Annotated in this window: 17 protein-coding genes; 11 read left to right on the forward strand and 6 right to left on the reverse strand. The window is 67.0% G+C overall.

What is annotated here, in order from left to right; translation table 11 throughout:
• The first annotated feature begins 47 nt into the window (after positions 1–47).
• Entirely contained in the window at positions 48–1,643 is a 1,596-nt protein-coding gene (locus EO139_RS02455) for a M4 family metallopeptidase (RefSeq protein ID WP_119129421.1), read from the forward strand.
• Between the two features lie 98 nt (positions 1,644–1,741).
• Positions 1,742–2,227: an Mpo1-like protein gene (locus EO139_RS02460; RefSeq protein WP_119129420.1), complete on the forward strand. Its 486-nt coding sequence runs from the start codon at positions 1,742–1,744 to the stop codon at positions 2,225–2,227.
• 116 nt (positions 2,228–2,343) lie between these two features.
• On the opposite strand, the gene EO139_RS02465 is transcribed toward EO139_RS02460, so the two are convergent.
• Positions 2,344–3,246 (reverse strand): NAD-dependent epimerase/dehydratase family protein, encoded by a 903-nt coding sequence (locus tag EO139_RS02465; RefSeq protein WP_164739686.1) that lies wholly within the window; start codon positions 3,244–3,246, stop codon positions 2,344–2,346.
• A gap of 166 nt (positions 3,247–3,412) precedes the next feature.
• Between EO139_RS02465 and EO139_RS02470 the strand changes: the two genes are divergently transcribed.
• The 7 genes from EO139_RS02470 to EO139_RS02500 all read left to right on the forward strand — a co-directional run bounded on the left by EO139_RS02470 (position 3,413) and on the right by EO139_RS02500 (position 10,162).
• On the forward strand, positions 3,413–6,241 hold the full coding sequence (locus tag EO139_RS02470; RefSeq protein ID WP_126969202.1) for a monovalent cation/H+ antiporter subunit A: 2,829 nt from the start codon (positions 3,413–3,415) through the stop codon (positions 6,239–6,241).
• On the forward strand, positions 6,241–6,615 hold the full coding sequence (locus EO139_RS02475; protein WP_016901335.1) for a Na+/H+ antiporter subunit C: 375 nt from the start codon (positions 6,241–6,243) through the stop codon (positions 6,613–6,615). Before EO139_RS02470 ends, EO139_RS02475 begins: the two co-directional genes overlap by 1 nt.
• Entirely contained in the window at positions 6,612–8,156 is a 1,545-nt protein-coding gene (locus tag EO139_RS02480) for a monovalent cation/H+ antiporter subunit D (RefSeq protein WP_126969203.1), read from the forward strand. Before EO139_RS02475 ends, EO139_RS02480 begins: the two co-directional genes overlap by 4 nt.
• A complete protein-coding gene (locus EO139_RS02485; protein ID WP_119129415.1) occupies positions 8,153–8,659 on the forward strand; it encodes a Na+/H+ antiporter subunit E in 507 nt (168 codons plus the stop codon). The genes EO139_RS02480 and EO139_RS02485 overlap by 4 nt, the downstream gene beginning before the upstream one ends.
• Positions 8,656–8,940 carry a K+/H+ antiporter subunit F gene (locus tag EO139_RS02490; protein WP_016901330.1) on the forward strand — a complete coding sequence of 95 codons (285 nt, stop codon included), beginning with the start codon at positions 8,656–8,658 and terminating at the stop codon, positions 8,938–8,940. Before EO139_RS02485 ends, EO139_RS02490 begins: the two co-directional genes overlap by 4 nt.
• Positions 8,937–9,362 carry a Na+/H+ antiporter subunit G gene (locus EO139_RS02495; protein WP_115675773.1) on the forward strand — a complete coding sequence of 142 codons (426 nt, stop codon included), beginning with the start codon at positions 8,937–8,939 and terminating at the stop codon, positions 9,360–9,362. The genes EO139_RS02490 and EO139_RS02495 overlap by 4 nt, the downstream gene beginning before the upstream one ends.
• Positions 9,363–9,610: 248 nt before the next feature.
• Entirely contained in the window at positions 9,611–10,162 is a 552-nt protein-coding gene (locus tag EO139_RS02500; protein WP_119130642.1) for a hypothetical protein, read from the forward strand.
• Between the two features lie 210 nt (positions 10,163–10,372).
• On the opposite strand, the gene hmgA is transcribed toward EO139_RS02500, so the two are convergent.
• Positions 10,373–11,686 carry a homogentisate 1,2-dioxygenase gene (gene hmgA, locus EO139_RS02505; RefSeq protein ID WP_126969204.1) on the reverse strand — a complete coding sequence of 438 codons (1,314 nt, stop codon included), beginning with the start codon at positions 11,684–11,686 and terminating at the stop codon, positions 10,373–10,375.
• A 380-nt stretch (positions 11,687–12,066) separates the two neighbouring features.
• Entirely contained in the window at positions 12,067–13,182 is a 1,116-nt protein-coding gene (gene hppD / locus EO139_RS02510; protein WP_164739687.1) for a 4-hydroxyphenylpyruvate dioxygenase, read from the reverse strand.
• 122 nt (positions 13,183–13,304) lie between these two features.
• On the opposite strand from hppD, the gene EO139_RS02515 reads away from it, so the two are divergent.
• Positions 13,305–13,793: a MarR family transcriptional regulator gene (locus tag EO139_RS02515; protein ID WP_104583473.1), complete on the forward strand. Its 489-nt coding sequence runs from the start codon at positions 13,305–13,307 to the stop codon at positions 13,791–13,793.
• Positions 13,794–13,844: 51 nt separating this feature from the next.
• Here the strand turns inward: EO139_RS02515 and EO139_RS02520 are convergent, their stop codons facing one another.
• From EO139_RS02520 to EO139_RS02530, 3 genes are all read right to left on the reverse strand, one after another.
• Positions 13,845–14,435, reverse strand: a complete 591-nt coding sequence (locus EO139_RS02520; RefSeq protein ID WP_104583472.1) for a thioredoxin family protein — start codon at positions 14,433–14,435, stop codon at positions 13,845–13,847.
• A gap of 11 nt (positions 14,436–14,446) precedes the next feature.
• Positions 14,447–15,961, reverse strand: coding sequence for an oligopeptide:H+ symporter (locus EO139_RS02525; RefSeq protein WP_104583471.1), 1,515 nt, complete (start codon positions 15,959–15,961; stop codon positions 14,447–14,449).
• A gap of 188 nt (positions 15,962–16,149) precedes the next feature.
• Positions 16,150–17,052: a tryptophan 2,3-dioxygenase family protein gene (locus EO139_RS02530; RefSeq protein WP_126969205.1), complete on the reverse strand. Its 903-nt coding sequence runs from the start codon at positions 17,050–17,052 to the stop codon at positions 16,150–16,152.
• A 535-nt stretch (positions 17,053–17,587) separates the two neighbouring features.
• Between EO139_RS02530 and EO139_RS02535 the strand changes: the two genes are divergently transcribed.
• Positions 17,588–21,169: a lamin tail domain-containing protein gene (locus EO139_RS02535; protein WP_126969206.1), complete on the forward strand. Its 3,582-nt coding sequence runs from the start codon at positions 17,588–17,590 to the stop codon at positions 21,167–21,169.
• Positions 21,170–21,311: the final 142 nt, after the last annotated feature.

Below are 21,311 nucleotides of genomic sequence, written 5' to 3' on the forward strand. Positions count from 1 at the left end.
TGTCGCCGCCGATCTTTGCATTGCACGTTTTCGGGGAGAGAGTCGTCATGCAAGTTCATGTCCTGGGCGCGGCGATCTGCTGCGCGCTATCGTTGTCTGCTGTCGCCACTGCCGCGGATCTTTCCGCAAATGCCGCGGTGTCGCGCGCGCAAACCTTGTTGGGCAATCACGCTGCGGCGCTGGCCAACCGTGCAACGGCCGATGCGTTTGTCGCGCGCGACAGCATCGTCGATGCCGACGGCACCGAGCATGTGCGCTTTGATCGCACCTATCAGGGCCTGCCGGTCATCGGCGGCGATGTGGTGGTGCATTCGCGACGCGGAGTGATGCGTCAGTTGAGCCAGAGCATGGACACCAGCGTGCGCCCGAGCATCGTGCCGGGCATCGATGCGGACACGGCTATGCGTGCGGCCGGTGCGCAGTTCGATCTGGCACCCGATGCGGCGCCGCGCGCAAGCCTGGCCTTGTATGCGCGTCAGGGGGCACCGCGTCTGGTTTATGAAGTGATCTACAGCGGCATCAAGCCCGACCAGACGCCGACCGAAATGCATTACATCGTCGATGCAGTCAGTCAACGCATTCTCGAGTCCTGGGACACGGTGCATACCGCCTGCGCGGGCGGCACCAGTGCGGCCGGCACCGGACGTTCGCTGTATGCAGGCAGCGTGGCATTGGCAACGACGCGTTGCAGCAGCGGGTATGAATTGACCGATCTGAGCCGCGGCAGCGGCGCCACCTACAACATGCGCAACAGCACCTCCGGCAACGGCACGCTGGTCACCGATGCCGACAACACCTGGGGCAGCGGCGCCAATAGCGATACGGTGACTGCGGCGGTGGATGCGCATTACGGCGTCGCATTGACCTGGGACTATTTCCGCACCGCCCATGCGCGCAGCGGCATCGCCAACGATGGAGCCGGTGCACGCAGCCGGGTGCATTACGGCAGCCGCTACAACAACGCGTTCTGGCAGGACAGCTGCTTCTGCATGACCTTCGGCGATGGCGACGGCAGCACGTTCACGCCGTTGGTGTCGGTGGATGTGGCCGGTCACGAGATGACCCACGGCGTGACCAGCCGCACCGCGCGCCTGGTGTATTCGGGCGAGTCGGGCGGCTTGAACGAAGCCACCTCCGACATCATGGGCGCGATGGTGGAGTATTCCGCCAACAACAGCGCGCAGCCGGGCAATTACCTGATCGGCGAGAAGATCATCCCCGGCAACAGCAGCGGGACGCTGGCGCTGCGCTACATGTTCAAGCCCAGCCTGGATGGCGACTCGCCCGATTGCTACAGCAGCAGCCTGGGCTCGCTCAACGTGCATTACAGCTCGGGCGTGGCCAACCATTTCTACTATCTGCTGGCCGAAGGCGCGGTGGTGCCGAGCGGCTTCGGGTCGGGCACCAGCTGGAACGTGACGCCGGCCGGGTTGGTCTGCAACGGCAACACGGCATTGACGGCGATCGGCCGAGCGGCAGCCAGCCGCATCTGGTACCGCGCGTTGACGGTGTACATGACCTCCTCGACCAACTATGCGGCCGCACGCCGGGCGACGTTGAGCGCGGCCACCGATCTGTACGGCAGCAGCTCCACGCAGTACCGCGCGGTTGCCGCAGCGTGGAGCGCCGTGTCGGTCAACTGATGGATGCCGCTCCCTGTCACGCGCGCTACGCGTGGCAGGGGCGCGTCTGCCACTGTGCCATCCGCGCGCGTATGCTTGGGTCATTCCTGGGAGGGAACATGACCGAACGCACCAAGACCGCGCGACCGATCGACCGCTATTTCGCCAGTTATTCCGACGACCATCGCAACGCGACCAATCAGCAGATCCATGTGCTGGCGGTGCCGGCGATCCTGTGGTCGGTGGTGGGCCTGCTGTGGTGCATCCCGGTCGGCGGCACCTGGTTCAGCAGCGGCGTATGGGCGGCGTTGTCGATGTTCGCGGCCTGGTCTTACTACAACCGCTTATCGCGTCCGCTCGGGCTGGGCATGCTGGGGATCTTCTTTTTCTTCGGCTGCCTGTGCCGGTTGATCGAAGGCAGGCTCGGGCTCAGCGGCCTGTTCACCACGGCGCTGACAGTGTTCGTGCTGGCCTGGATCGCGCAGTTCGTCGGCCACCGGATCGAAGGCCGCAAGCCGAGCTTTCTAACCGACCTGACCTATCTGCTGATCGGGCCGATCTGGGTGCTGGCCAAGTTATATCGTCAGTTGGGTTGGCGGTATTGAGCACGGCCGACACGCCCAGCGCACAGCCCGGTGCCGGCGTGGTCATGCGTTGAAGCGGCGTATTACGACTGCGCGCCACGCAGCGCTGCATGGCACACAGGTGCACCTGCGGGGTATCACTCGCCGATGCCGAGCTCTTCGGGCAGCGGACGAAAGGCGCGTGGCGCGTAGCCGAAGTCGCGACGCGCCGGTTCCAGGTCGAACACCAGGTCATCGCGCATGCGCTGCAATGCGGCCGCATTGATGCCACGCAGGCGCCCCAGCCGCTGCGCGGCAGTGAGGGCAAGGCCGAACAGGCCGGGCGGCACCTGATACAGCCGCGCCGGTCGCGGCAGCGCCGCCAGCACGCGCTCCACCATCTGCGTATAGGCCAGCACCTCGCCGCCGCCGACGGCATAGCTGCGCTGCTGTGTCGCCGGCTGGGTGAGCACCGCCAGCGCGGCGCTGGCCAGATCGTCCACATGCACCGGCTGGCGCAGCCCGGTTGCGTTGGCCGGCAGCACGAAGGCGCCGGTGCGCTGCGCCAGCCCGGCGATCTGGGTGAGCGTGCGGTCGCGCCCGGCCCCATAGACCAGCGTCGGGCGCAGCACCGTCGCCGTGGCACCACGCGCCTGGGCTGCGGAGAACAGCGCCTGTTCGGCATGTGCCAGGCGCTGTGCGACATCGCGCTCGGCCGCGTCGATCGAATGTTCCTTGACCTCCAGGCTGGTGGAACCGAACGCCACAATGCGCGGAGCGCGCACCGGATTTTCGGCATACCAGCGCGCGAAATGGTCCAGCGGGCCGCAGCTGAAGATCACCTCGAAGGCCTCGCCTGCGGCAGCCGGCGTGGCCAGGTCGCCCTGCCGCCAGATCAGCCCGGAGCGCGCCGCGCGCGGCTGGCGCGACCATGCCGTCACCTGCCAGCCGCGGCTGAGCAGCCGCGTCAGCAGGCGTTCGCCGATCTGACCGCTGCCGCCGAACACCAGGGCGCGCGGCGCAGAAACGGCAGGGGACGGAGCGGGATCGGCAGCGGTCACGGGGCTCGGATGCGGTCTGGGTGATCCCAGCATAGCGAGTGACACGCAGCGGCGCGATGCTGCTGCGTTGGCGATTTGCGCATGCGCGCAGCCACGGCGTTGACGCGGGCGTCAGTCAACGGTTTGTTAAGCTCTCTGGCCTGCTCGCGAATCTTGTGTTCCCTGCATGCCTTTTCCGCTGGAAATCCTGCTCGCGCTGCCATTTGTGATGGCGGCCGCCACTGCGCTGCTCTGGCGCGTCTCCCGTTCGATCACTGCGTGGTTGGCTGCGGCCGCGCCGTTGGGCGGGCTGCTCATCCTGGCAACGCTCACACCGGCCGTGCTGCGCGGCGAGGTGGTCGGCAGCCAGCACGCGTGGTTGCCGCAGATCGGCCTGATGTTCTCGCTGCGGCTCGATGGCCTGGCGTGGATGTTCGCGTTGCTGGTGCTGGGCATCGGCGCGCTGGTGGTGCTGTATGCGCATTACTACCTGAGTGCACGCGACAGCGCCTCGCGCTTCTTCGCCTATCTCATGCTGTTCATGGGCGCGATGCTCGGCATGGTGTTGTCGGGCAACCTGCTGTTGCTGATGGTGTTCTGGGAGCTCACCAGCATCAGCTCGTTCCTGTTGATCGGCTTCTGGTCGCACCGCAAGGACGCGCGCGAAGGTGCGCGCATGGCCTTCGTGCTGACGGCCGGTGGCGGCCTGGCGCTGCTAGGCGGCATCCTGATGATCGGCGGCATCGTCGGCAGCTTTGAGCTGGATGCGGTACTGGCGGCCGGCGATCTCATTCGCGCCAGCCCGCTGTATCCGTATGCGTTGGGATTGGTGCTGCTGGGCATCTTCACCAAGAGCGCGCAGTTCCCGTTCCACTTCTGGCTGCCGCACGCGATGGCCGCGCCCACGCCGGTGTCGGCGTATCTGCATTCGGCCACGATGGTGAAGGCCGGCGTGTTCCTGCTGGCGCGCCTGCATCCTGCCCTGGCCGGCACCGATCTGTTCTTCTATACGGTCACCAGCATCGGTGCGATCACGCTGCTGCTTGGCGCCTGGCACGCGATCTTCCAGCACGACCTCAAGGGCGTGCTGGCGTACTCGACCATTTCGCATCTGGGCCTGATCACGATGCTGTTCGGCCTGTCCACGCCGATGGCGGTGGTGGCCGGCGTGTTCCACATCCTCAACCATGCGGTGTTCAAGGCCTCGCTGTTCATGGCCGCCGGCATCATCGACCACGAAACCGGCACGCGCGACATGCGCAAGCTGGGCAATCTGCGCCGCCTGATGCCGGTCACCAGCGCGCTGGCGATCACCGCCTCGCTGGCGATGGCCGGCGTTCCGCTGCTCAACGGCTTTCTGTCCAAGGAAATGTTCTTTGCCGTGGCGCTGGAAACCGACGCGCCGCAAACGATGCGGGTGTTGGCCAGCATCGCCGCCCTGCTGGCCGGCCTGCTCGGCGTGGCCTACAGCCTGCGCTTCGTGCACGACACCTTCTTCGGCCAGGGCCCACGCGATCTGGACACCACCCCGCACGAGCCGCCGCGCTGGATGCGGATTCCGGTGGACGTGCTGGTGCTGATCTGCGTGGCCGTGGGCATCGTGCCGGCCTGGACCATCGCGCCGGTGCTGCGTGCCGGTGCCAGCGCCATCCTTGGCGAACGCCTGCCCGACTACAGCCTGGCGCTGTGGCACGGCTGGAACTGGCCGCTGGCGATGAGCATCGCCGGCATGGTGGGCGGTACCCTGTTGTACATGGCGCTGCGCCGCACGCTGGACATGTACGCGATCCAGAACCGCTCGCCGGGCAAGGCGCTGTTCAACTGGAACCTGCGCGCCCTGTTCGCCGGCACCGTGCGCATGACCGATGCGGTCACCAACGGCAATCTGCAGCGCATGCTGATGCTGCTGGTGCTGAGCGCGGTCGTGGTGGCGCTGGTGCCGTTCCTGCAGGGCGGCGCCTTGCCGGCCTGGCCGGCGCCCACCCCGCTGCCGCTGCTGGGCTGGGCGATCTGGCTGCTGATGATCGCCTGCGCCCTGGGCAGCCTGTTCCTGTACAAGCAGCGCCTGCTTGCCGTGCTGGTGCTGGGTGGCACCGGCCTGGCCGTCAGCATGACCTTCGTGTTCCTGTCGGCACCGGACCTTGCGTTGACCCAGCTGCTGGTGGAGATGGTGACGCTGGTGCTGATGCTGCTGGCGATGAATTACCTGCCCGAGCGCTCGGTGCCCGAACCTGCGCGCCTGCGCAAACTCCGCGATGCCGGCATCGCCGTGGTCGGGGGCGCCGGGCTGGCTGCGTTGGCCTACACCTTGATGACCCAGCCCAGCCACACGGTCGCCGGCGAGCTGCTGCAGCGTGCGCTGCCGGAAGCCTACGGGCGCAACGTGGTCAACGTGATCCTGGTGGATTTCCGCGGCTTCGATACCTTCGGCGAGATCACCGTGTTCGCGATCGCCGGACTGGTGGTGCACGCGCTGCTGCGGCGCTCGCGCATGGCACCGGAGCGCACCATGCCCGGCCCGCCGATCAAGTTGCCGGTGCCGGCCGACCTGGCGCAGATCATGTTCCCGCTGACGCTGACGGTGTCGTTGTTCCTGTTCCTGCGCGGCCATAACGCGCCCGGTGGCGGTTTTATCGCCGGGCTGGTGCTGGCGGTGCCGTTGCTGATGCAGTACGTGATCCAGGGCACCGCGTCGGTGGAATCGCGCTTCGGCTTCGACTACATCCGCCTGATCGGCATCGGCCTGCTGTGCGCGCTGGTCAGTGGCGCCGGTGCACTGGTCTTCGGCATGCCGTTCCTGAGCAGCGGGCATCTGGAGATTCCGTTGCCGCTGCTGGGCGATCTGGAACTGGCCAGCGCGCTGGGCTTCGATATCGGCGTGTATCTGGTGGTGTTCGGCGCGGCGATGTTGATGCTGTCGATGATGGGCACGATCAAACCCTCGCGTACGCGCAGCTCGCAGCGCGGCGAGATCGACCCCACCCAGCGTTCGACACGCACCGCGGAGCAGCATTGATGGAACTGGCAGTGGCAAGCGCGATCGGCGTCCTGACCGCATTGGCGATCTACCTGTTGCTGCGCGCGCGCAGCTTCGACGTGATCCTGGGCATGACCTTCCTGTCGTATGCAACCAACCTGCTGATCTTCGCCGGTGGGCGGCTGCGTAGCGGCCAGGCGCCGGTGCTGCGCGAGGGCGTGCCGGCCGACCTGATGCACTACACCGACCCGTTGCCGCAGGCGCTGGTGCTGACCGCGATCGTGATCGCCTTCGCGATGACCGCCGTAAGCCTGGTGCTGGCGATCCGCAGCCGCAGCGACAACGGCAGCGACCATGTGGATGCGCATGAAGACGCCACCACCGGCGTTGACACGCGCGAGGCACGGCGATGAATCATCTGCTGATCCTGCCGATCCTGATCCCGATGCTGGGCGCATCGGCGTCGCTGTTCGTCGAACATCGCCGCTATGGGCCGCGCGTGCAACGCACGGTGGCGTGGACGAGCATGGTGTTGCTGGCGGTGTCGGTGATCGCCCTGTTCGCGCGCGCCGCCGACGGCCAGGTGCTGGCGTACCTGCTCGGCGACTGGCCGGCGCGCATCGGCATCGTGCTGATGGGCGACCGCCTGTCGGCGTGGATGCTGTTAACCACCTTGATCCTGGGCGCGGCCTGCCTGCTGCATGCCTGCGCGGGCTGGGACCGGCGCGCGCCGCATTTCCATGCCTTGTTCCAGTTCCAGTTGATGGGCTTGAACGGTGCGTTCCTGACCGGCGACATCTTCAACCTGTTCGTGTTCTTCGAGGTGATGCTGATCGCGTCCTACGGCCTGTTGCTCAGCGGCGGGCGCGGGCTGCAGATGCGTGTGGGCCTGCATTACGTGGTGTTCAACGTGTGCGCATCGACCCTGTTCCTGATCGCGCTGGGCCTGCTGTTCGGCGTGTTCGGCACCTTGAACATGGCCGAGCTGTCGCAGCGCATCGCCACGTTGCCGGCGCAGGACGTGCCGCTGGCCAAGGCCAGCCTGGGCCTGTTGCTGCTGGTGTTCTGCAGCAAGGCCGCGTTGCTGCCGCTGTACCTGTGGTTGCCGGAGACCTATTCGCGCGCGCCGGCGGCGGTGGCGGCGTTGTTTGCGATCATGACCAAGGTCGGGCTGTACGCGACGCTGCGCGTGTCGGCGCTGTGGTTCGGCGCCGGTGCCGGCGCGCTGCAGGGCTTCGGTCGCCACGCATTGCTGTGGCTGGGCATCGCCACGCTGTTGATGGCCGCCTTCGGGGTGATGGCCGCATCGCGGCTGCGGGTGATGGTGTCGTATCTGGTGGTGTTCTCGGCGGCGACGTTGTTCATCGCCTTCTCGCTGGACGATGCCGGCGCATTGGGCGCGGGGCTGTACTACCTGCCGCACAGCAGCTTCGTGGCCGCGGCGTTGTTCATGGTGTCGGACCTGATCCGGCGTCGCCGCGGCAGCGCCAGCGACCGCAAGGAGGTGGTCGCGCCGCTGCCGCGGCGCGGGATGCCCGGTGCGATGTTCATGGTCGCGGCGGTGGCGGTTGCCGGGCTGCCGCCGTTGTCCGGCTTCCTGGCCAAGGCCGCGTTGCTGCAGCACGTGCCCGCCGGCCTGGTCGGGCCGGTGTGGGTCGCCATCCTCGGCAGCAGCCTGCTGGTGGTGATCGGCCTGACGCGTGCCGGCGTGCGCCTGTTCTGGCGCGTGCCCGAAGCGGTGCAGGATGTCCCCGCGCTGCAGCCGCAACGCCGTGCGCGCATGCGCCCGGTGGAGACCGCCGCCACGCTGCTGTTGCTGGGCGGGCTGGTGGCGATGACGGCCGGTGCCGGACCGTTGATGCGCTACACCGACGCGGCCGGCGTGCAGCTGCGCGATCCCGGCGCCTACGTGGAACAGGTGCGCGCCACCACGCCGCAACGGAGGCAGCCATGAGCACGCGCATGCCGCTGCGCAGCCGGCTGCTGCCCTCGCCCTCGCTGAGCGTGACGGTCTTCATTTTCTGGCTGTTGCTCAGCGACAGCTTCGGGCCGCAGCAATGGGTGCTGGGCCTGCTGCTGGGCTGGGTGGTGCCGATCTTTGCGGCGCGCCTGGACCGCGAGTTCGCCCGCATCGGGTCGCTGCGCTCGGTGCCGCGCATGTTGCTGGTGGCCGCCGGCGACATCGTGCGCTCCAACCTCAAGGTGGCCGGCCAGGTGCTCGGCCCGGAGTCGCGCATCCACCCCGGTTTCATCTGGGTGCCGCTGGACATCGCCAACATCCACGGCATCGCCGCGCTGACCAGCATGATCACCCTCACCCCCGGCACGGTGTCGGCGGCGCTCTCGGATGACCGCAAGTATCTGCTGGTGCACGTGCTGCACCTGGACGACCCGGACGCCCTGATCGCCGAGATCAAGACCCGCTACGAGAAGCCCCTGATGGAGATCTTTCCATGACCGGCCACATGTTCATCGAATCGACCATCGTCATCTGCATGCATGCGGTGGGCCTGGCCATGCTGATGGCGCTGTGGCGCCTGCTGCGCGGGCCAAGCGTGCCCGATCGCATCCTGGCGCTGGACACCCTGTCCATCACCGCCATCGCCGAGCTGATGCTGCTGGGCATGTACCTGGATTCGCCGATCTACTTCGAGGCCGCGCTGGTGATCGCGATGCTGGGCTTCGGCAGCACCGTGGTGCTGAGCAAGTTCGTGCTGCGTCGGGACATCGTCGAATGATCGCGCTGACCGAATATCTGCTCAGCGCGCTGTTGCTGGTCGGCACCTTCTTCATCCTGATCGGCGCGTTCGGCCTGGTGAAGCTGTCGGACTTCTTCAAGCGCCTGCATGCGCCGACCAAGGCCAGCACGCTGGGGGTGGGCTGCGTGCTGCTGGCATCGGTGGGCTATCACCTGTTCCTCGGCGTGGACCCGCAACCGCGCGAACTGCTGATCACCGTGTTCCTGTTCATCACCGCACCGATCAGTGCCCATCTGATGGCCAAGGCCGCGTTGTCGCTGATGATGGAAGACCGCCCGGAAGTGCCCAACCACGGCGACATGAAAAAGGAAGGCCTGCCCACGCCGCAGACCCAAGGCGATGTCGGCGAGAACGCCGACACCGCCAGCCAGCACGCCGGGCCGGACAAGCATCCGCACTGAGGCTTCCTGCTGCCGCGTCGGCCGCCACCGCCGTGCTGGCCCCGGCGCGGTTGCAGCCGGTCAGCGACAGCAGTGCGCGCATCAAACCGGGCAATCCGGTGGTCATGCATGGCGTCCCTACGGGTCCGCCACAGCCCAACGGCGCACATCGCGGCGGCGTGCAGAACGCCAGCGCGCCTTGCAGCGTGCCGATGTCATCGGCGCTTCATTGGCTGCGGGCAAGCTGGGCGCCTCGCAGGACCGCCGCCATGACCCCACGCAAGACCGAGCTCGCCCTCACCGCGCTGCAATCGCACCGCAGTCCCCTCACCTTGCTGCAGCGACGCGCGCTGATCCTGGCAGACGGGCAGCGCGATCTGGCAACCCTGGCAGCACTGCTGGGCGGCGACGGCGCCGCCTTGGTGCAAGGGCTCTGCGCGATGGGCTATCTGGCCTTTGGCACGCCTGCAGGCGACGCGACAACGCCACTCGCGCCCCCGGCCGCTGCGCTCGCTCCCGTCGTTGCGGGCGATTGCGTGCCGCCGCCAGCTGCACCACCGAGCGAGGAGGACCTGCAACGCCAGCGTCGCCGCGCGGCCACCAACGCGCGGCTGTACCTGCTCGACATCCTGCAGCTGCAACGCAACCCGGTGGCCGTGGTGCTGCACCGGCAGCTGCACGCCGCACGCACCGAAGACACCATCAGCGCCGCCATCGCCGAGGCGCTGCGCGCGTTGCCGCAGATCACCTCGGCAAGCTATGCCGAGCGCGTACGTGCACGGATCGGCGAGCTGCTGCCGGATGCGTTGCAGGCTGCCTGACCGGCAACTGACACCGACATGGCGTGGATGGCATGATCGGCCAGCGGCAACGGATGCCTTGCAGTTGGCGTGATCCGACAATCGCAGCCGGTACCGTGCAGGCTGCTCGAGCACGCGCCTGCGACTGCTGCGTTGCGGACGGCACGTTTCCGACAACCACGCCTCTGCCGTGCCGTACTGCCTGCTCAGCCCCCCGGCTGGCGGCCTGAGCTACGGTGCATCACCTGACCTGGGCGCCTGGAACGCTGCGCGCAAGCCGGACCAGCATTGCTGGTAGTCGCCCTGCCGATGCGCGGCCTGCAATGCCTGCTGCGTGGGGCGCAGCACCGCGCGCGTTTCGAACATGAAGGCCATGGTGTCGGCGATCACGTCCGGGCGCGTCAGGTCGGCATGCGAGGCCTTGTCGAAGGTCGCCGCATCCGGGCCGTGCCCGCTCATGCAGTTGTGCAGCGAGGCACCACCGGGCGCGAAGCCGTCAGCCTTGGCATCGTAGACGCCGTGCACCAGCCCCATGAACTCGCTGGCCACATTGCGATGGAACCACGGCGGGCGGAAGGTGTGCTGCGCCACCAGCCAGCGCGGCGGGAAGATCGCAAAATCCATGTTCGCCGTGCCATGCGTGTCGCTGGGCGAGGTCAGCACGGTGAAGATGCTCGGGTCCGGATGGTCGAAGCTGATCGAACCGATGGTGTTGAAGCGGCGCAGATCGTAGCGATACGGCGCGTAGTTGCCATGCCAGGCCACCACGTCCAGCGGCGAGTGGCCGATGTCCGCGCGCCACAGATAGCCCTGGAACTTGGCCACCAGTTCGAACGCGCCTTCGCGCTGCTCGAAGGCCGCATGCGGCGTTTCGACATCGCGCGCATTGGCCAACCCGTTGGAGCCGATCGGCCCCAGGTCGGGCAGCCGCAGCAATGCGCCGAAGTTTTCGCAGACATAGCCACGCGCCTCGCCATCGGGCAGCTCGACACGGAAGCGCACGCCGCGCGGTATCACCCCGATCTGCTGCGGCTCCAGTTCCAGCACCCCGAGCTCGCTGTGGATGCGCAGGCGCCCCAGCTGCGGCACCAGCAACAGCTCGCCATCGGCATCGTAGAAGAAGCGATCGTGCATGGAGGCATTGGCCGCATACAGATGCACGGCAACGCCGGACATCGCCTCCGGCCCGCCGTTGCCGGCCATGGTGTAGAGGCCATCGACGAAGTCGGTTGGTGCCGACGGCAGCGGCAACGGGCTCCAGCGCAGTTGATCCGGCGGCACCGGGCCGCGCCCGAAGTCGTTGTGGAAGTGCGTCTGTGCGATCAGCGAGAACGCGCCATGCACCGCCGCCGGGCGGATGCGATACAGCCAGCTGCGCCGGTTCTCGCTGCGTGGCGCGGTGAACGCGGTGCCGGACAACTGCTCGGCATACAACCCGTGCGCCACGCGCTGCGGCGAGTTCTGCCCCACCGGCAAGGTGCCGGCCACCGCTTCGGTGGCGAACGTGTTGCCGAAACCGGTCATGTACTGCGGGGTGTTATGCATGGCATGCGTCCGGATCTTGGCCCTCCCTCCCCGGATGCAGAAGGTTGGGATTGAGTTGAATCAGGCCTTTCCTACCGAAGAAGAGCTAAGGCCTGGCGGATTAAGCCCCTCTCCTCGTGGGGAGAGGGGCTTTAACGACGTGCGTCTTCGTTACTTTGTGTTGTCGGAAAAACACCTTGCCTGAGCGCGCTTGATTGCGACCACTTGCCGCCCGCTTCGTTGGATCCGTACCGGAACCACATCCGACGTTACGGGCAGCCAGGCTGGACATCGCAACACTTTGCACCACTCAAACCCGCACCGACCCAGTTAACCGCACCAACCACAAATCCCGAATCCCGAATCCCGAATCCCGAACAGCGAATCCCCAATCCCCGCCCTCAAAGCACCCCACGCTTCATCTGATCGCGCTCGATGCTCTCGAACAGCGCCTGGAAGTTGCCCTCGCCAAAGCCCTCGTTGCCCTTGCGCTGGATGATCTCGAAGAAGATCGGGCCGATGCAGTTGGTGGTGAAGATCTGCAGCAGCTTGCGCTGCTTGGTGTCCACATCCGCATCGATCAGGATCTTGTTGCGCCGCAGGCGTTCGACATCCTCGCCGTGGTCGGGGATGCGCAGGTCCACCACGTCGAAATAGGTGTCCGGCGTGTCCAGGAAACTCACCCCCGCCGCGCGCATCTTTTCCACCGAGCTGTAGATATCGTCGGTGAAGCAGGCGATGTGCTGGATGCCTTCGCCGTGGTAGGCGTCCAGATATTCGTTGATCTGGCTCTTGGGGTCGGAGGATTCGTTGAGCGGGATGCGCACGATGCCGTCCGGGGCAGTCATCGCCTTGGACACCAGGCCGGTCTTGGCGCCCTTGATGTCGAAGTAGCGGATCTCGCGGAAGTTGAACAGGCGCTCGTAATAGTCCGACCAGCGCTGCATGTTGCCGAAGTAGAGGTTATGGGTCAGGTGGTCGATGAAGGTCAGCCCGAAGCCGGCCGGCTGCGGGTCGGCGCCTTCGATCGGCTCGTAGTCGGCGTCGTAGATGCTGCCCGCATCGCCGTAACGGTCCACCAGGTACAGCATGCAGTCGCCGATGCCCTTGACCACCGGGGCCGGGACAGCGCGCGTGTCGGCCTTGTCCTGCACCGCTTCGCCGCCGTTGCCCAGCACGGTCTGCAGCACCGTTTCGGCCGGGGTGCGGAAGCGGATCGCAAAGCCGCAGGCGCTCGGGCCGTGCGCGGCGGCGAAATCGGCGGCAAACGAATCGGGCTCTCCGTTGAGCAGGAAGTTGACCCCGCCCTGGCGATAGACGGTAATGGCGCGGCTGCGGTGACGCAGCACCGCGCTGAAGCCCATCTTGCGGAAGTAGTCGTGCAGCTGCGCGGCCTGGCCGGCGGGCGCGGCGAATTCGACGAACTCGAACCCGTCGATCCCCATCGGATTGTCGAAGGTGGTGACCTGCATGCCCAGGTTCGGGCGGGTTGCGGTACTGCTCGGTTGTGCGCTCATCGTCGTTTCTCCACGCTAGGCCGTCCGCAGGGCTATGCGGGGTGGCAGAAGACCCGCGAGAATGCGCAGGCCACCCAAGGTTTGTAGTTGCAAATGAAACCAAAATCAAGACACAGTGCAACATGAGCGATCTCGACGCCCCTACCCCGCCGCCACATCCTGTGCTGCTCAACCTCGAGCAGTTCCTGCCGTATCGCCTGAGCGTGCTGTCCAACCGCATCAGCAGCAATATCGCCAAGGTCTACGGTGATCGTTACGGCATGGCCATTCCCGAGTGGCGGGTGATCACCATCCTGGCGCTGTATCCGGGTTCCTCGGCCAGCGAGGTCTCCGACCGCACCGCGATGGATAAAGTTGCAGTCAGCCGCGCCGTGGCGCGCCTGCTGGAGCGCGGCTTCATCCGCCGAGAAACCCATGGCGACGACCGCCGCCGCTCGATGCTGGCGCTGTCGCCGGCCGGGCGCCAGGTCTACGAGACCGTCGCCCCGCTGGTCAACGAGATGGAACAGCGGCTGATGTCGGTGTTCAGCGCCGAGGAACAGCAGATCCTGGAGACGCTGATCGACCGGCTGGCCAAGGACGGGCTGCCGCGCATGGCCGGCAAGGACTGATAAAAAAACCCCCGCAGTGCGGGGGTTTTTGCATGCCACGGCAACGACGGGTCAGGCCTGCGGCGGCGCCCACTGCTTGAGGAAATCGAACAGTTTCCTGCGGTCGAAGCCCTCGCCCTTGCGCAGTTCCGGGCCGGACTGGGTGGTCAGCAGCTTGCCGTCGTTGTCCAGCACCAGCAGCGACGGGTAGTCGTTGAGCTGGGCGAACTGCGACAGGAACGCGGCGTTCTCGTTGGTCGCATCGCGATTGACCTTGACCACCACGAAGTGCGCATCGCGGAAGCTGCGCAGCTCCGCATCGCCGCCCATCAGCTCGTCCAGCGCCTTGCACGGCTCGCAGGCCGCATTGCCGACGTTGAGCACGATGCGCTTGCCGCCGCGCTTGGCCTCGACCTTGGCGGTCTCCAGATCGGCGGCCGGATCGCGCGAGGGGTCGTATTGCGCATTGAGCGCCGCCGCCGCAGCGATGTCCGCCGCGGTGGGCGTATTGCCCGAGGACACCGGCTGGCTGGGGTCGGCGCTGGGCGGCTTCTGCATCGAGGTGTCCAGCGGCCGCGGCGCCTCCTGTTGCTCGGTGGGCTGCCCGCAGGCGCTCAACAGACCTGCCAGCAGCAGGCCACAGACAGTGGGTTTGATCGGCATTGCAGTTCTCCTCACTTCACACCATGCATCAGTTTGTTGATCAACGGCGCGATCAGGAACAGCACCGCGCCAGCGCCCAATAGCGCCCAAAACCCGAAGGTATACCCGCTCAGGGCCGAGGACACGCTCATCCCTTCGCTTCCGCTGACATGCCCGGCAAAGATGCCCGACAGGTTGTTGCCGATGCCGGTAGACAGAAACCAGCCGCCCATTCCGAAACCGACCAGACGCACCGGTGCCAGCTTGGTCACCATCGACAGGCCGATCGGCGACAGGCACAGCTCGCCTACCGACTGGATCACGTACACCATGAACAAGGTCCAGAACGGCACCTTGCCAGCATCGTTGACCAGGCTCGACAGTGCAAACATCAGCAGCAGGAACGCCAGGCCGTTGAACAGCAGGCCCAGGCCGAACTTGCGCGGAATCGACGGATTGAAGCGGCCGGCCTTGACCCAGATCCAGGCGATGATCGGCGCCAGGGTGATGATGGCAATCGAGTTCACCGACTGGAACCAGGCGGTCGGGAAGGTCCAGTCGCCGAAACCGCGGTCGACGATATTGTCGGCCAGGAAGGTGAACGAGCTGCCGGCCTGTTCGAAGAACATCCAGAACAGCACGTTGAAGGCGAAGATGATCAGCATCGCGATCACCTTGTCGCGCTGCACCTTGCCTTCGCGGATGCCTTCGACCAGCAGCATCACCGACAGGCCGACGAACAACACGGTCAGCACGATCTGCAACACGTCTGCACCGACGGCGAGCAGGAGGTACACCACCGGGATCGCCAGCACGCAGCCGACCAGCACCATCAGCACCCGGCCGATGCCCTGCGCGTTCGGCGCCGGTGCGCCGATGCCCTTGAGCTGCGCGCGGCCGATCCAGAACCACACCAGGCTGATCAGCATGCCCGCACCGGAGGCCATGAACACCATCTTGTAGGACGGCATGGCCTGGGTGCCGAACACCTTTTCAGCCAGCAACTGGGTCAGCACCGGCGAGATCATCGCGCCGAGGTTGATGCCCATGTAGAAAATGGTGAAGCCGCTGTCGCGGCGCGGATCGGCCACCGAGTACAGCTTGCCGACCATGGTGGAGATGTTCGGCTTGAACAGCCCGTTGCCCACCACCACGGTGGCCAGGCCGATCTCGAACATGGTGTGGTCGGGAATGGCGATCAGGAACAGGCCGGTGGCCATGACGGCCGCACCGACCAGGATCGAGCGTTGGTAGCCGAGCACGCGGTCGGCCACGTAGCCGCCGAAGATCGCCGCCGCATACACCAGCGCCAGATAGGCGCCATAGGTGCGTCCGGCCGGCGCCTGGCCGGTGGCATCGCCGCTGAAGAACTGCGCCACGATGTACAGCACCAGCGCCCAGCGGATCCCGTAGAACGCGAAGCGTTCCCAGAATTCGGTCATGAACAGCATCCACAGCGGCCGGGGATGGCCGAGCAGCGTGGGGAACTCGGGCGGTGCAGGCGGCGGCGGGGTGGCGGAAGTCGGCGCGGTAGCGTCAACGCTCATGGAATGTCCCTTGCGTATTCAGGAATGGCTGGGTGCCCAGGGCGTACCCCGGGAGACGCGCGAGGATCACTTAGACGTCATGTACGCGTCAAATTCGCAGCACTCCTCGACCTGATGGCGGCCACTGGAGCGCCACCGGCCTCAACTCCAGCGAGCCACTACCGCCCCGCCCGCTTCCGCTGGCCCGCTCAGCCGTTCTCCGGCTCATCGCGGCCACCCTTCATCGGCTCGCGGCTTTCCATGCCCACCGACGTGCGCACGTCGAACAGCTCCGGGAAGAAGGTCAGCGCCAGCGCCTGCTGCAGGAATCCCACGCCGCTGGAGCCACCGGTGCCACGCTTGAAGCCGATCACCCGCATCACCGTGCGCATGTGGCGGAAACGCCATAGCTGGAACTGGGTTTCCACATCGACCAGGTCCTCGCACAGCGAATACTCGCGCCAGTAGCGGTCGGTGTTTTCGTAGATGCGCTCGAACACCGGGCGCAGGCTGTCGTCGGCCACATGCGCGCAGGTCCAGTCGCGCCCCTGGTATTGCGGCGGGATGGCATGTCCGAAGCGCGCCAGGTAGCGCAGGAATTCCTCGTACAGGCTGGGCGCTTCCAGCACCTGGCGCAGCCGTGCCTGCCCCTGCGGGTCGTACGCGAACACCTGCAGCATCTGCGGGTTCTTGTTGCCCAGCAGGAACTCGATATAGCGGTACTGCAGCGACTGGAAGCCGGACGAGGGCCCCAGCACATCGCGAAACCCCATGTACTCGCTCGGGGTGAGCGTCTCCAGTACCGACCACTGTTCGGTGAGCTGGCGCAGCACCTGCTTGCTGCGCGCCAGCACCTTGCGGCACTGCCAGACCTGATCGTTCTGCAGATGCACCATCGCCGCGCGCAGCTCGTGCGCCAGCAGCTTCAGCCACAGCTCGGAGGTCTGGTGCTGGATGATGAACAGCATCTCGTCGTGGTGCGCCGGCTCGGACAGGGGCTGCTGCGCCGACAGCAGCTGGTCCAGCCGCAGGTAGCCGCCGTAGGTCAGCCGCCCCTCCAGATCGGTATGGATGCCGGGTTCCAGGTCACGCAGGTTCTTGTCGACGGGCATGGCAGTGCAGATGGATCGGGCCGGTCAGGGTAGCTCAGTGGCGGGGATTGGGGATTGGGGATTGGGGAATCGGGAGCGGAGATTGGATATCGACGGCCTGGCGGCTGAGGGCGGCGCTGGAGGCTGGGTCTTCGACACGTGATCTCCGGTGTGTGTCGCATCGTTCTACCGTGCAGACCTTCTGGCTGGACCGACGCCCTTCCGGATTATTCCTTGTGCAGCGCGCGGCCTCCCTGCATGTCGTTGCAGCGCGCCTGCATGGCGCTGTAGCGAGCCTTTGCCGCAGCGCCCGATCTGACTGGGTGACCGCCGGCTCACGCGGGCAGCCTGACAACCCGGTGGCGTACGCGACTGGTACTTCACACCTGAAAAAGCCAACCGCTTTCGACTGCGCAGTCGCAGCAACTGCGCCGGTGTCACCGTATCGTCAACCTAGGTCTGCAAATTCATGCAGAATCGAACGGCGCTGCCGGCCAGGGACGTGGCCGGACCAGGGGAGCGTTTCACGTCTCACGGATCAGGGGACTCTCATCTCATGCATGTGTTGCAGCGTCGTGCAGCCTTACTTGTCTGTGCGCTGGCGGTTGCCGGCCACGCCAACGCCCAGGTCGTCATCAGCCAGGTCTACGGCGGTGGCGGCAACAGCGGTGCCACCTTCCGCAGCGATTTCATCGAGCTGCACAACATCGGCAGCACCACGGTCAGCCTGGACGGCTGGTCGGTGCAGTACGCCTCGGCCGCCGGCAGCAGCTGGCAGGTCACCCCGTTGGCGGGCAGCGTTCCGGCCGGCGGCTACTACCTGGTCAAGCAGGCCGACGGCAGCGGCGGCAGCGTTGCGCTGCCCACGCCCGACGCCACCGGCACCATCGCCATGGGCGGCGGCGCCGGCAAGGTGGCGCTGAGCAACAGCGCCTCGGCGTTGAGCGGCGCCTGCCCCACCGGCAATGCCGATCTGGTCGGCTATGGCAGCACCGCCAGCTGCGCCGAAGGCAATGCGCCCACCCCGGCGCCCAGCAATACGCTGGCGGTGCTGCGCGGCGGCGATGGCTGCACCGACACCGACAACAACGCGGCCGACTTCGCCACCGGCACGCCGGCTCCGCGCAACGCCGCCAGCCCCGCACGCCTGTGCAGTGGCGGCGGCCAGCCGATCGCCACGCTGGCCGATGTCAGCCAGGCCGAGGGCAACAGCGGCAGCCGCAGCCTTGTGTTCACGCTGAGCCTGAGCCAGCCGGCCGGTGCGGGCGGGGTGAGCTTCACCGCGGCCACCGCCGATGGCACCGCCGTCGCTGGCAGCGACTATGTCGCCCTGCCCGCGTCCAGCGTCCGCATCGCCGCCGGCGAGCGCAGCGCCAGCATCAGCGTGGAGGTGCTGGGCGACACCACGCCCGAGCCCGACGAGACGTTCGCGCTGCAGATCAGCGGCCTCACCGGCGCGTTGCCGGCCACGCTGAGCGCCACCGGCACCGTCCTCAACGACGACTTCAGCCTGCTGCCGATCCACGCCATCCAGGGCAAGGGCGCACGCTCGCCGCTGGAAGGCCAGGTGGTCGCCACCTCGGGCATCGTCACCGCCCGTCGCAGCGCCGGCTTCTTCCTGCAGGCAGCAGATGCGGAAACCGATGGCGATGCGGCCACCTCCGAAGGCGTCTACGTCTACACCGGCAGCGCACCGCCGGACGCCGCTGCCATCGGCAACCGGGTGCGCGTGCAAGGCACGGTGCTTGAGTACGTGCCCACCGCCGACCCGACCCAGCCGCCACTGACCGAGATCGGCGGCAGCCTGACCGTGCTGCTGGATTCCACCGGCAATCCGTTGCCGATGCCGGTGGCGTTGAGCGCGAACTTCCCCAACCCGAACGGTGCCTTTGATCAGCTCGAAGCGCTGGAAGGCATGCGCGTTACCGCCGCCAGCCTCACCGTCAATGCGCCCACCGGCGGCAACGTCAACGAGACCAACGCCACCGCCACCAGCAATGGCGTCTTCCATGCGGTGGTCACCGGCGTGCCGCGTGCCTTTCGCGAGCCCGGCGTGCAGTTGCCCGATCCATTGCCGGCCGGCTCGCCTGCCGGGGTGCCGCGCTGGAACACCAACCCGGAAGTGATCGCGGTCGGCAGTGCCGGCGTCGGCGCCGAGCGTCTGGACCTGGCATCGGGCTGCGTCGTGCAGGATGTCACCGGCCCGCTGGACTACAGCTTCCGCCGCTACACGCTGTATCCGGAACGCACCCCGCAGGTGAACTGCAACGGTGCCGACCAACCGCGCCCGGCACCGCGGCCGCAGGCCGACGACGTGGCCGTGGCCACCTACAACATGGAGCGCTTCTTCGACGACCAGAACGACCCGGCGACCGGCGAGCCGGTGCTCACTCCGGCTGCGTTCCAGGCCCGCCTCAACAAGGCCTCGCTGGCGATCCGCAACTACCTGCACACGCCCGACATCCTGGGCACGGTGGAAGTGGAAAGCCTCGGCGTGCTGCAGACGTTGGCTGCGCGCATCAACGCCGATGCCATCGCTTCCGGCCAGCCCGATCCGCAGTACGTGGCCTACCTGCAGGAAGGCAACGACGTCGGCGGTATCGACGTGGGCTTCCTGGTCAAGACCGCTGCGGTGTCGGCCGGCGTGCCGCGCGTGGAAGTGGTGTCCATCGCCCAGGAAGGCAAGACCACCACCTGGACCGAACCGGGTGGCGCGGTGAGCCTGCTCAACGATCGCCCGCCACTGGTGCTCAGTGCCAAAGTGCACCAGCCCGATGGCCGCGTGCTGCCGCTGACCGCCGTCGTGGTGCATCAGCGCTCGCTCAACGGCGCCGAGACCGACGATGCGGCCGGCACCCGCATCCGCGCCAAGCGCCAGGCCCAGGCCGAGTACCTGGCGCGCCTGCTGCAGACGCGCCAGCAGCTCGACCCGGCCGAGCAGGTGCTGGTGATGGGCGACTTCAACGCCTTCGAGTTCAATGACGGCTACGTGGATGCGATGGGTACCGTCACCGGCAGGCCGGCGCCGGATGCGCAGACCGTGGTGGGCGGCGATGGCGTGGACCTGGTCAACCCGGACTACACCGACCTGACCTGGTTCAACACGCCCGACCAGAGCTACTCGTACGCCTTCGACGGCAACGTGCAGTCGCTGGACCACATCCTGGCCAACGAGGCGCTGATGCGCGCACCCAACATCGCCTCGCTGTCGGTGGGCCATGCGCGCATCAATGCCGACTTCCCCGGCACCGCGCGCAACGATGCCAATACGCCCACGCGCTTGTCCGACCACGACCCCACCGTGGTGCTGTTGCGCATGGCGCCCGCGCGACGTGCCGACCTGGGCGTGATGGTCAGCGCGGCACGCGCACAGGTCACCGAAGGCGAGCGCATCGACTTCAGTGTGGATGTGGAGAACCGTGGGCCCGACAGCGCAGCGTTCGCAGCGGTGGCACTGGCCTTCGATGCCGCGGTGCGCCCACGGGTCACCGCGGCACCGGGCTGGAACTGCCAGCCGCCGGAAACCGGCGCCCAGACGGTGGTCACCTGCACCATCGCTGCGCTGGCATACGGCAATGCACAGCGCTTTGCGGTGCAGGTCGACGCTGGCGCGGAACTGGCAGGACGCAGCCTGACCCTGGCCGCCTCGGTTGCCTCGCAAACGCCCGACCCGCAGCCGGACAACAACACCGACACCGCCGCAGTGACCGTGCAGCCGCAGTTGCGCAGCGATCTGGCGGTGCGCCTGGAAGGCCCCGCCACGCTGCCAACCACTGCCTTCAATGCCACCTACCGGGTATTGCTGGACAACCGCGGCAACGCAGCGGCCACCGGTGCCAGCGTGCGGATCGAAGGCAACACGGTGTCGGCGCTGTCGCTGCTGGTGCCGCCCAGCGGCTGGCGCTGCGCCAGACAGCTGCAGGCGCTGCGCAGCGCCAGCTTCGTGTGCAGCACCGCCGCGGCGCTGCAACCGGGGGCGCAGGCCACCTTCCAGCTGACCGTCGCGGCCAAGCCGATCCCATCCGGGCGCGCGGTGCGCGTGCAGGCCAGCGCCACATCGACCTCGCCCGATGCCAACCCGGCCAACGATTCGGCGCTGATCGTCACCCCGATCGGTGGAGGCGCCGACCGCCGCTGATCGCAGTGCACCACGTCGCAATTCTGTACTGCGACAAAGGGCGCGGCCTGGTCCGCGCCCTTTTTTTTGTGCAAGCCAGCATCATTGTGTGCTGCGGTGCAGGACAGCTTTTTGCTGTGTGGTCCTTAACATCGCAACTCAT

Source organism: Xanthomonas sp. BRIP62411, from assembly GCF_003993525.1.
GTDB classification, from domain to species: Bacteria; Pseudomonadota; Gammaproteobacteria; order Xanthomonadales; family Xanthomonadaceae; genus Xanthomonas; species Xanthomonas euroxanthea.

Excerpts from the sequence above, each read along its gene's own strand:
- EO139_RS02455 (WP_119129421.1), top strand. The coding sequence starts at position 48 with ATGCAAGTTCATGTCCTGGGCGCGGCGATCTGCTGCGCGCTATCGTTG.
- EO139_RS02460 (WP_119129420.1), top strand. The coding sequence starts at position 1,742 with ATGACCGAACGCACCAAGACCGCGCGACCGATCGACCGCTATTTCGCC.
- EO139_RS02470 (WP_126969202.1), top strand. The coding sequence starts at position 3,413 with ATGCCTTTTCCGCTGGAAATCCTGCTCGCGCTGCCATTTGTGATGGCG.
- EO139_RS02475 (WP_016901335.1), top strand. The coding sequence starts at position 6,241 with ATGGAACTGGCAGTGGCAAGCGCGATCGGCGTCCTGACCGCATTGGCG.
- EO139_RS02480 (WP_126969203.1), top strand. The coding sequence starts at position 6,612 with ATGAATCATCTGCTGATCCTGCCGATCCTGATCCCGATGCTGGGCGCA.
- EO139_RS02485 (WP_119129415.1), top strand. The coding sequence starts at position 8,153 with ATGAGCACGCGCATGCCGCTGCGCAGCCGGCTGCTGCCCTCGCCCTCG.
- EO139_RS02490 (WP_016901330.1), top strand. The coding sequence starts at position 8,656 with ATGACCGGCCACATGTTCATCGAATCGACCATCGTCATCTGCATGCAT.
- EO139_RS02495 (WP_115675773.1), top strand. The coding sequence starts at position 8,937 with ATGATCGCGCTGACCGAATATCTGCTCAGCGCGCTGTTGCTGGTCGGC.
- EO139_RS02500 (WP_119130642.1), top strand. The coding sequence starts at position 9,611 with ATGACCCCACGCAAGACCGAGCTCGCCCTCACCGCGCTGCAATCGCAC.
- hmgA (WP_126969204.1), bottom strand. The coding sequence starts at position 11,686 with ATGCATAACACCCCGCAGTACATGACCGGTTTCGGCAACACGTTCGCC.
- hppD (WP_164739687.1), bottom strand. The coding sequence starts at position 13,182 with ATGAGCGCACAACCGAGCAGTACCGCAACCCGCCCGAACCTGGGCATG.
- EO139_RS02515 (WP_104583473.1), top strand. The coding sequence starts at position 13,305 with ATGAGCGATCTCGACGCCCCTACCCCGCCGCCACATCCTGTGCTGCTC.
- EO139_RS02520 (WP_104583472.1), bottom strand. The coding sequence starts at position 14,435 with ATGCCGATCAAACCCACTGTCTGTGGCCTGCTGCTGGCAGGTCTGTTG.
- EO139_RS02525 (WP_104583471.1), bottom strand. The coding sequence starts at position 15,961 with ATGAGCGTTGACGCTACCGCGCCGACTTCCGCCACCCCGCCGCCGCCT.
- EO139_RS02530 (WP_126969205.1), bottom strand. The coding sequence starts at position 17,052 with ATGCCCGTCGACAAGAACCTGCGTGACCTGGAACCCGGCATCCATACC.
- EO139_RS02535 (WP_126969206.1), top strand. The coding sequence starts at position 17,588 with ATGCATGTGTTGCAGCGTCGTGCAGCCTTACTTGTCTGTGCGCTGGCG.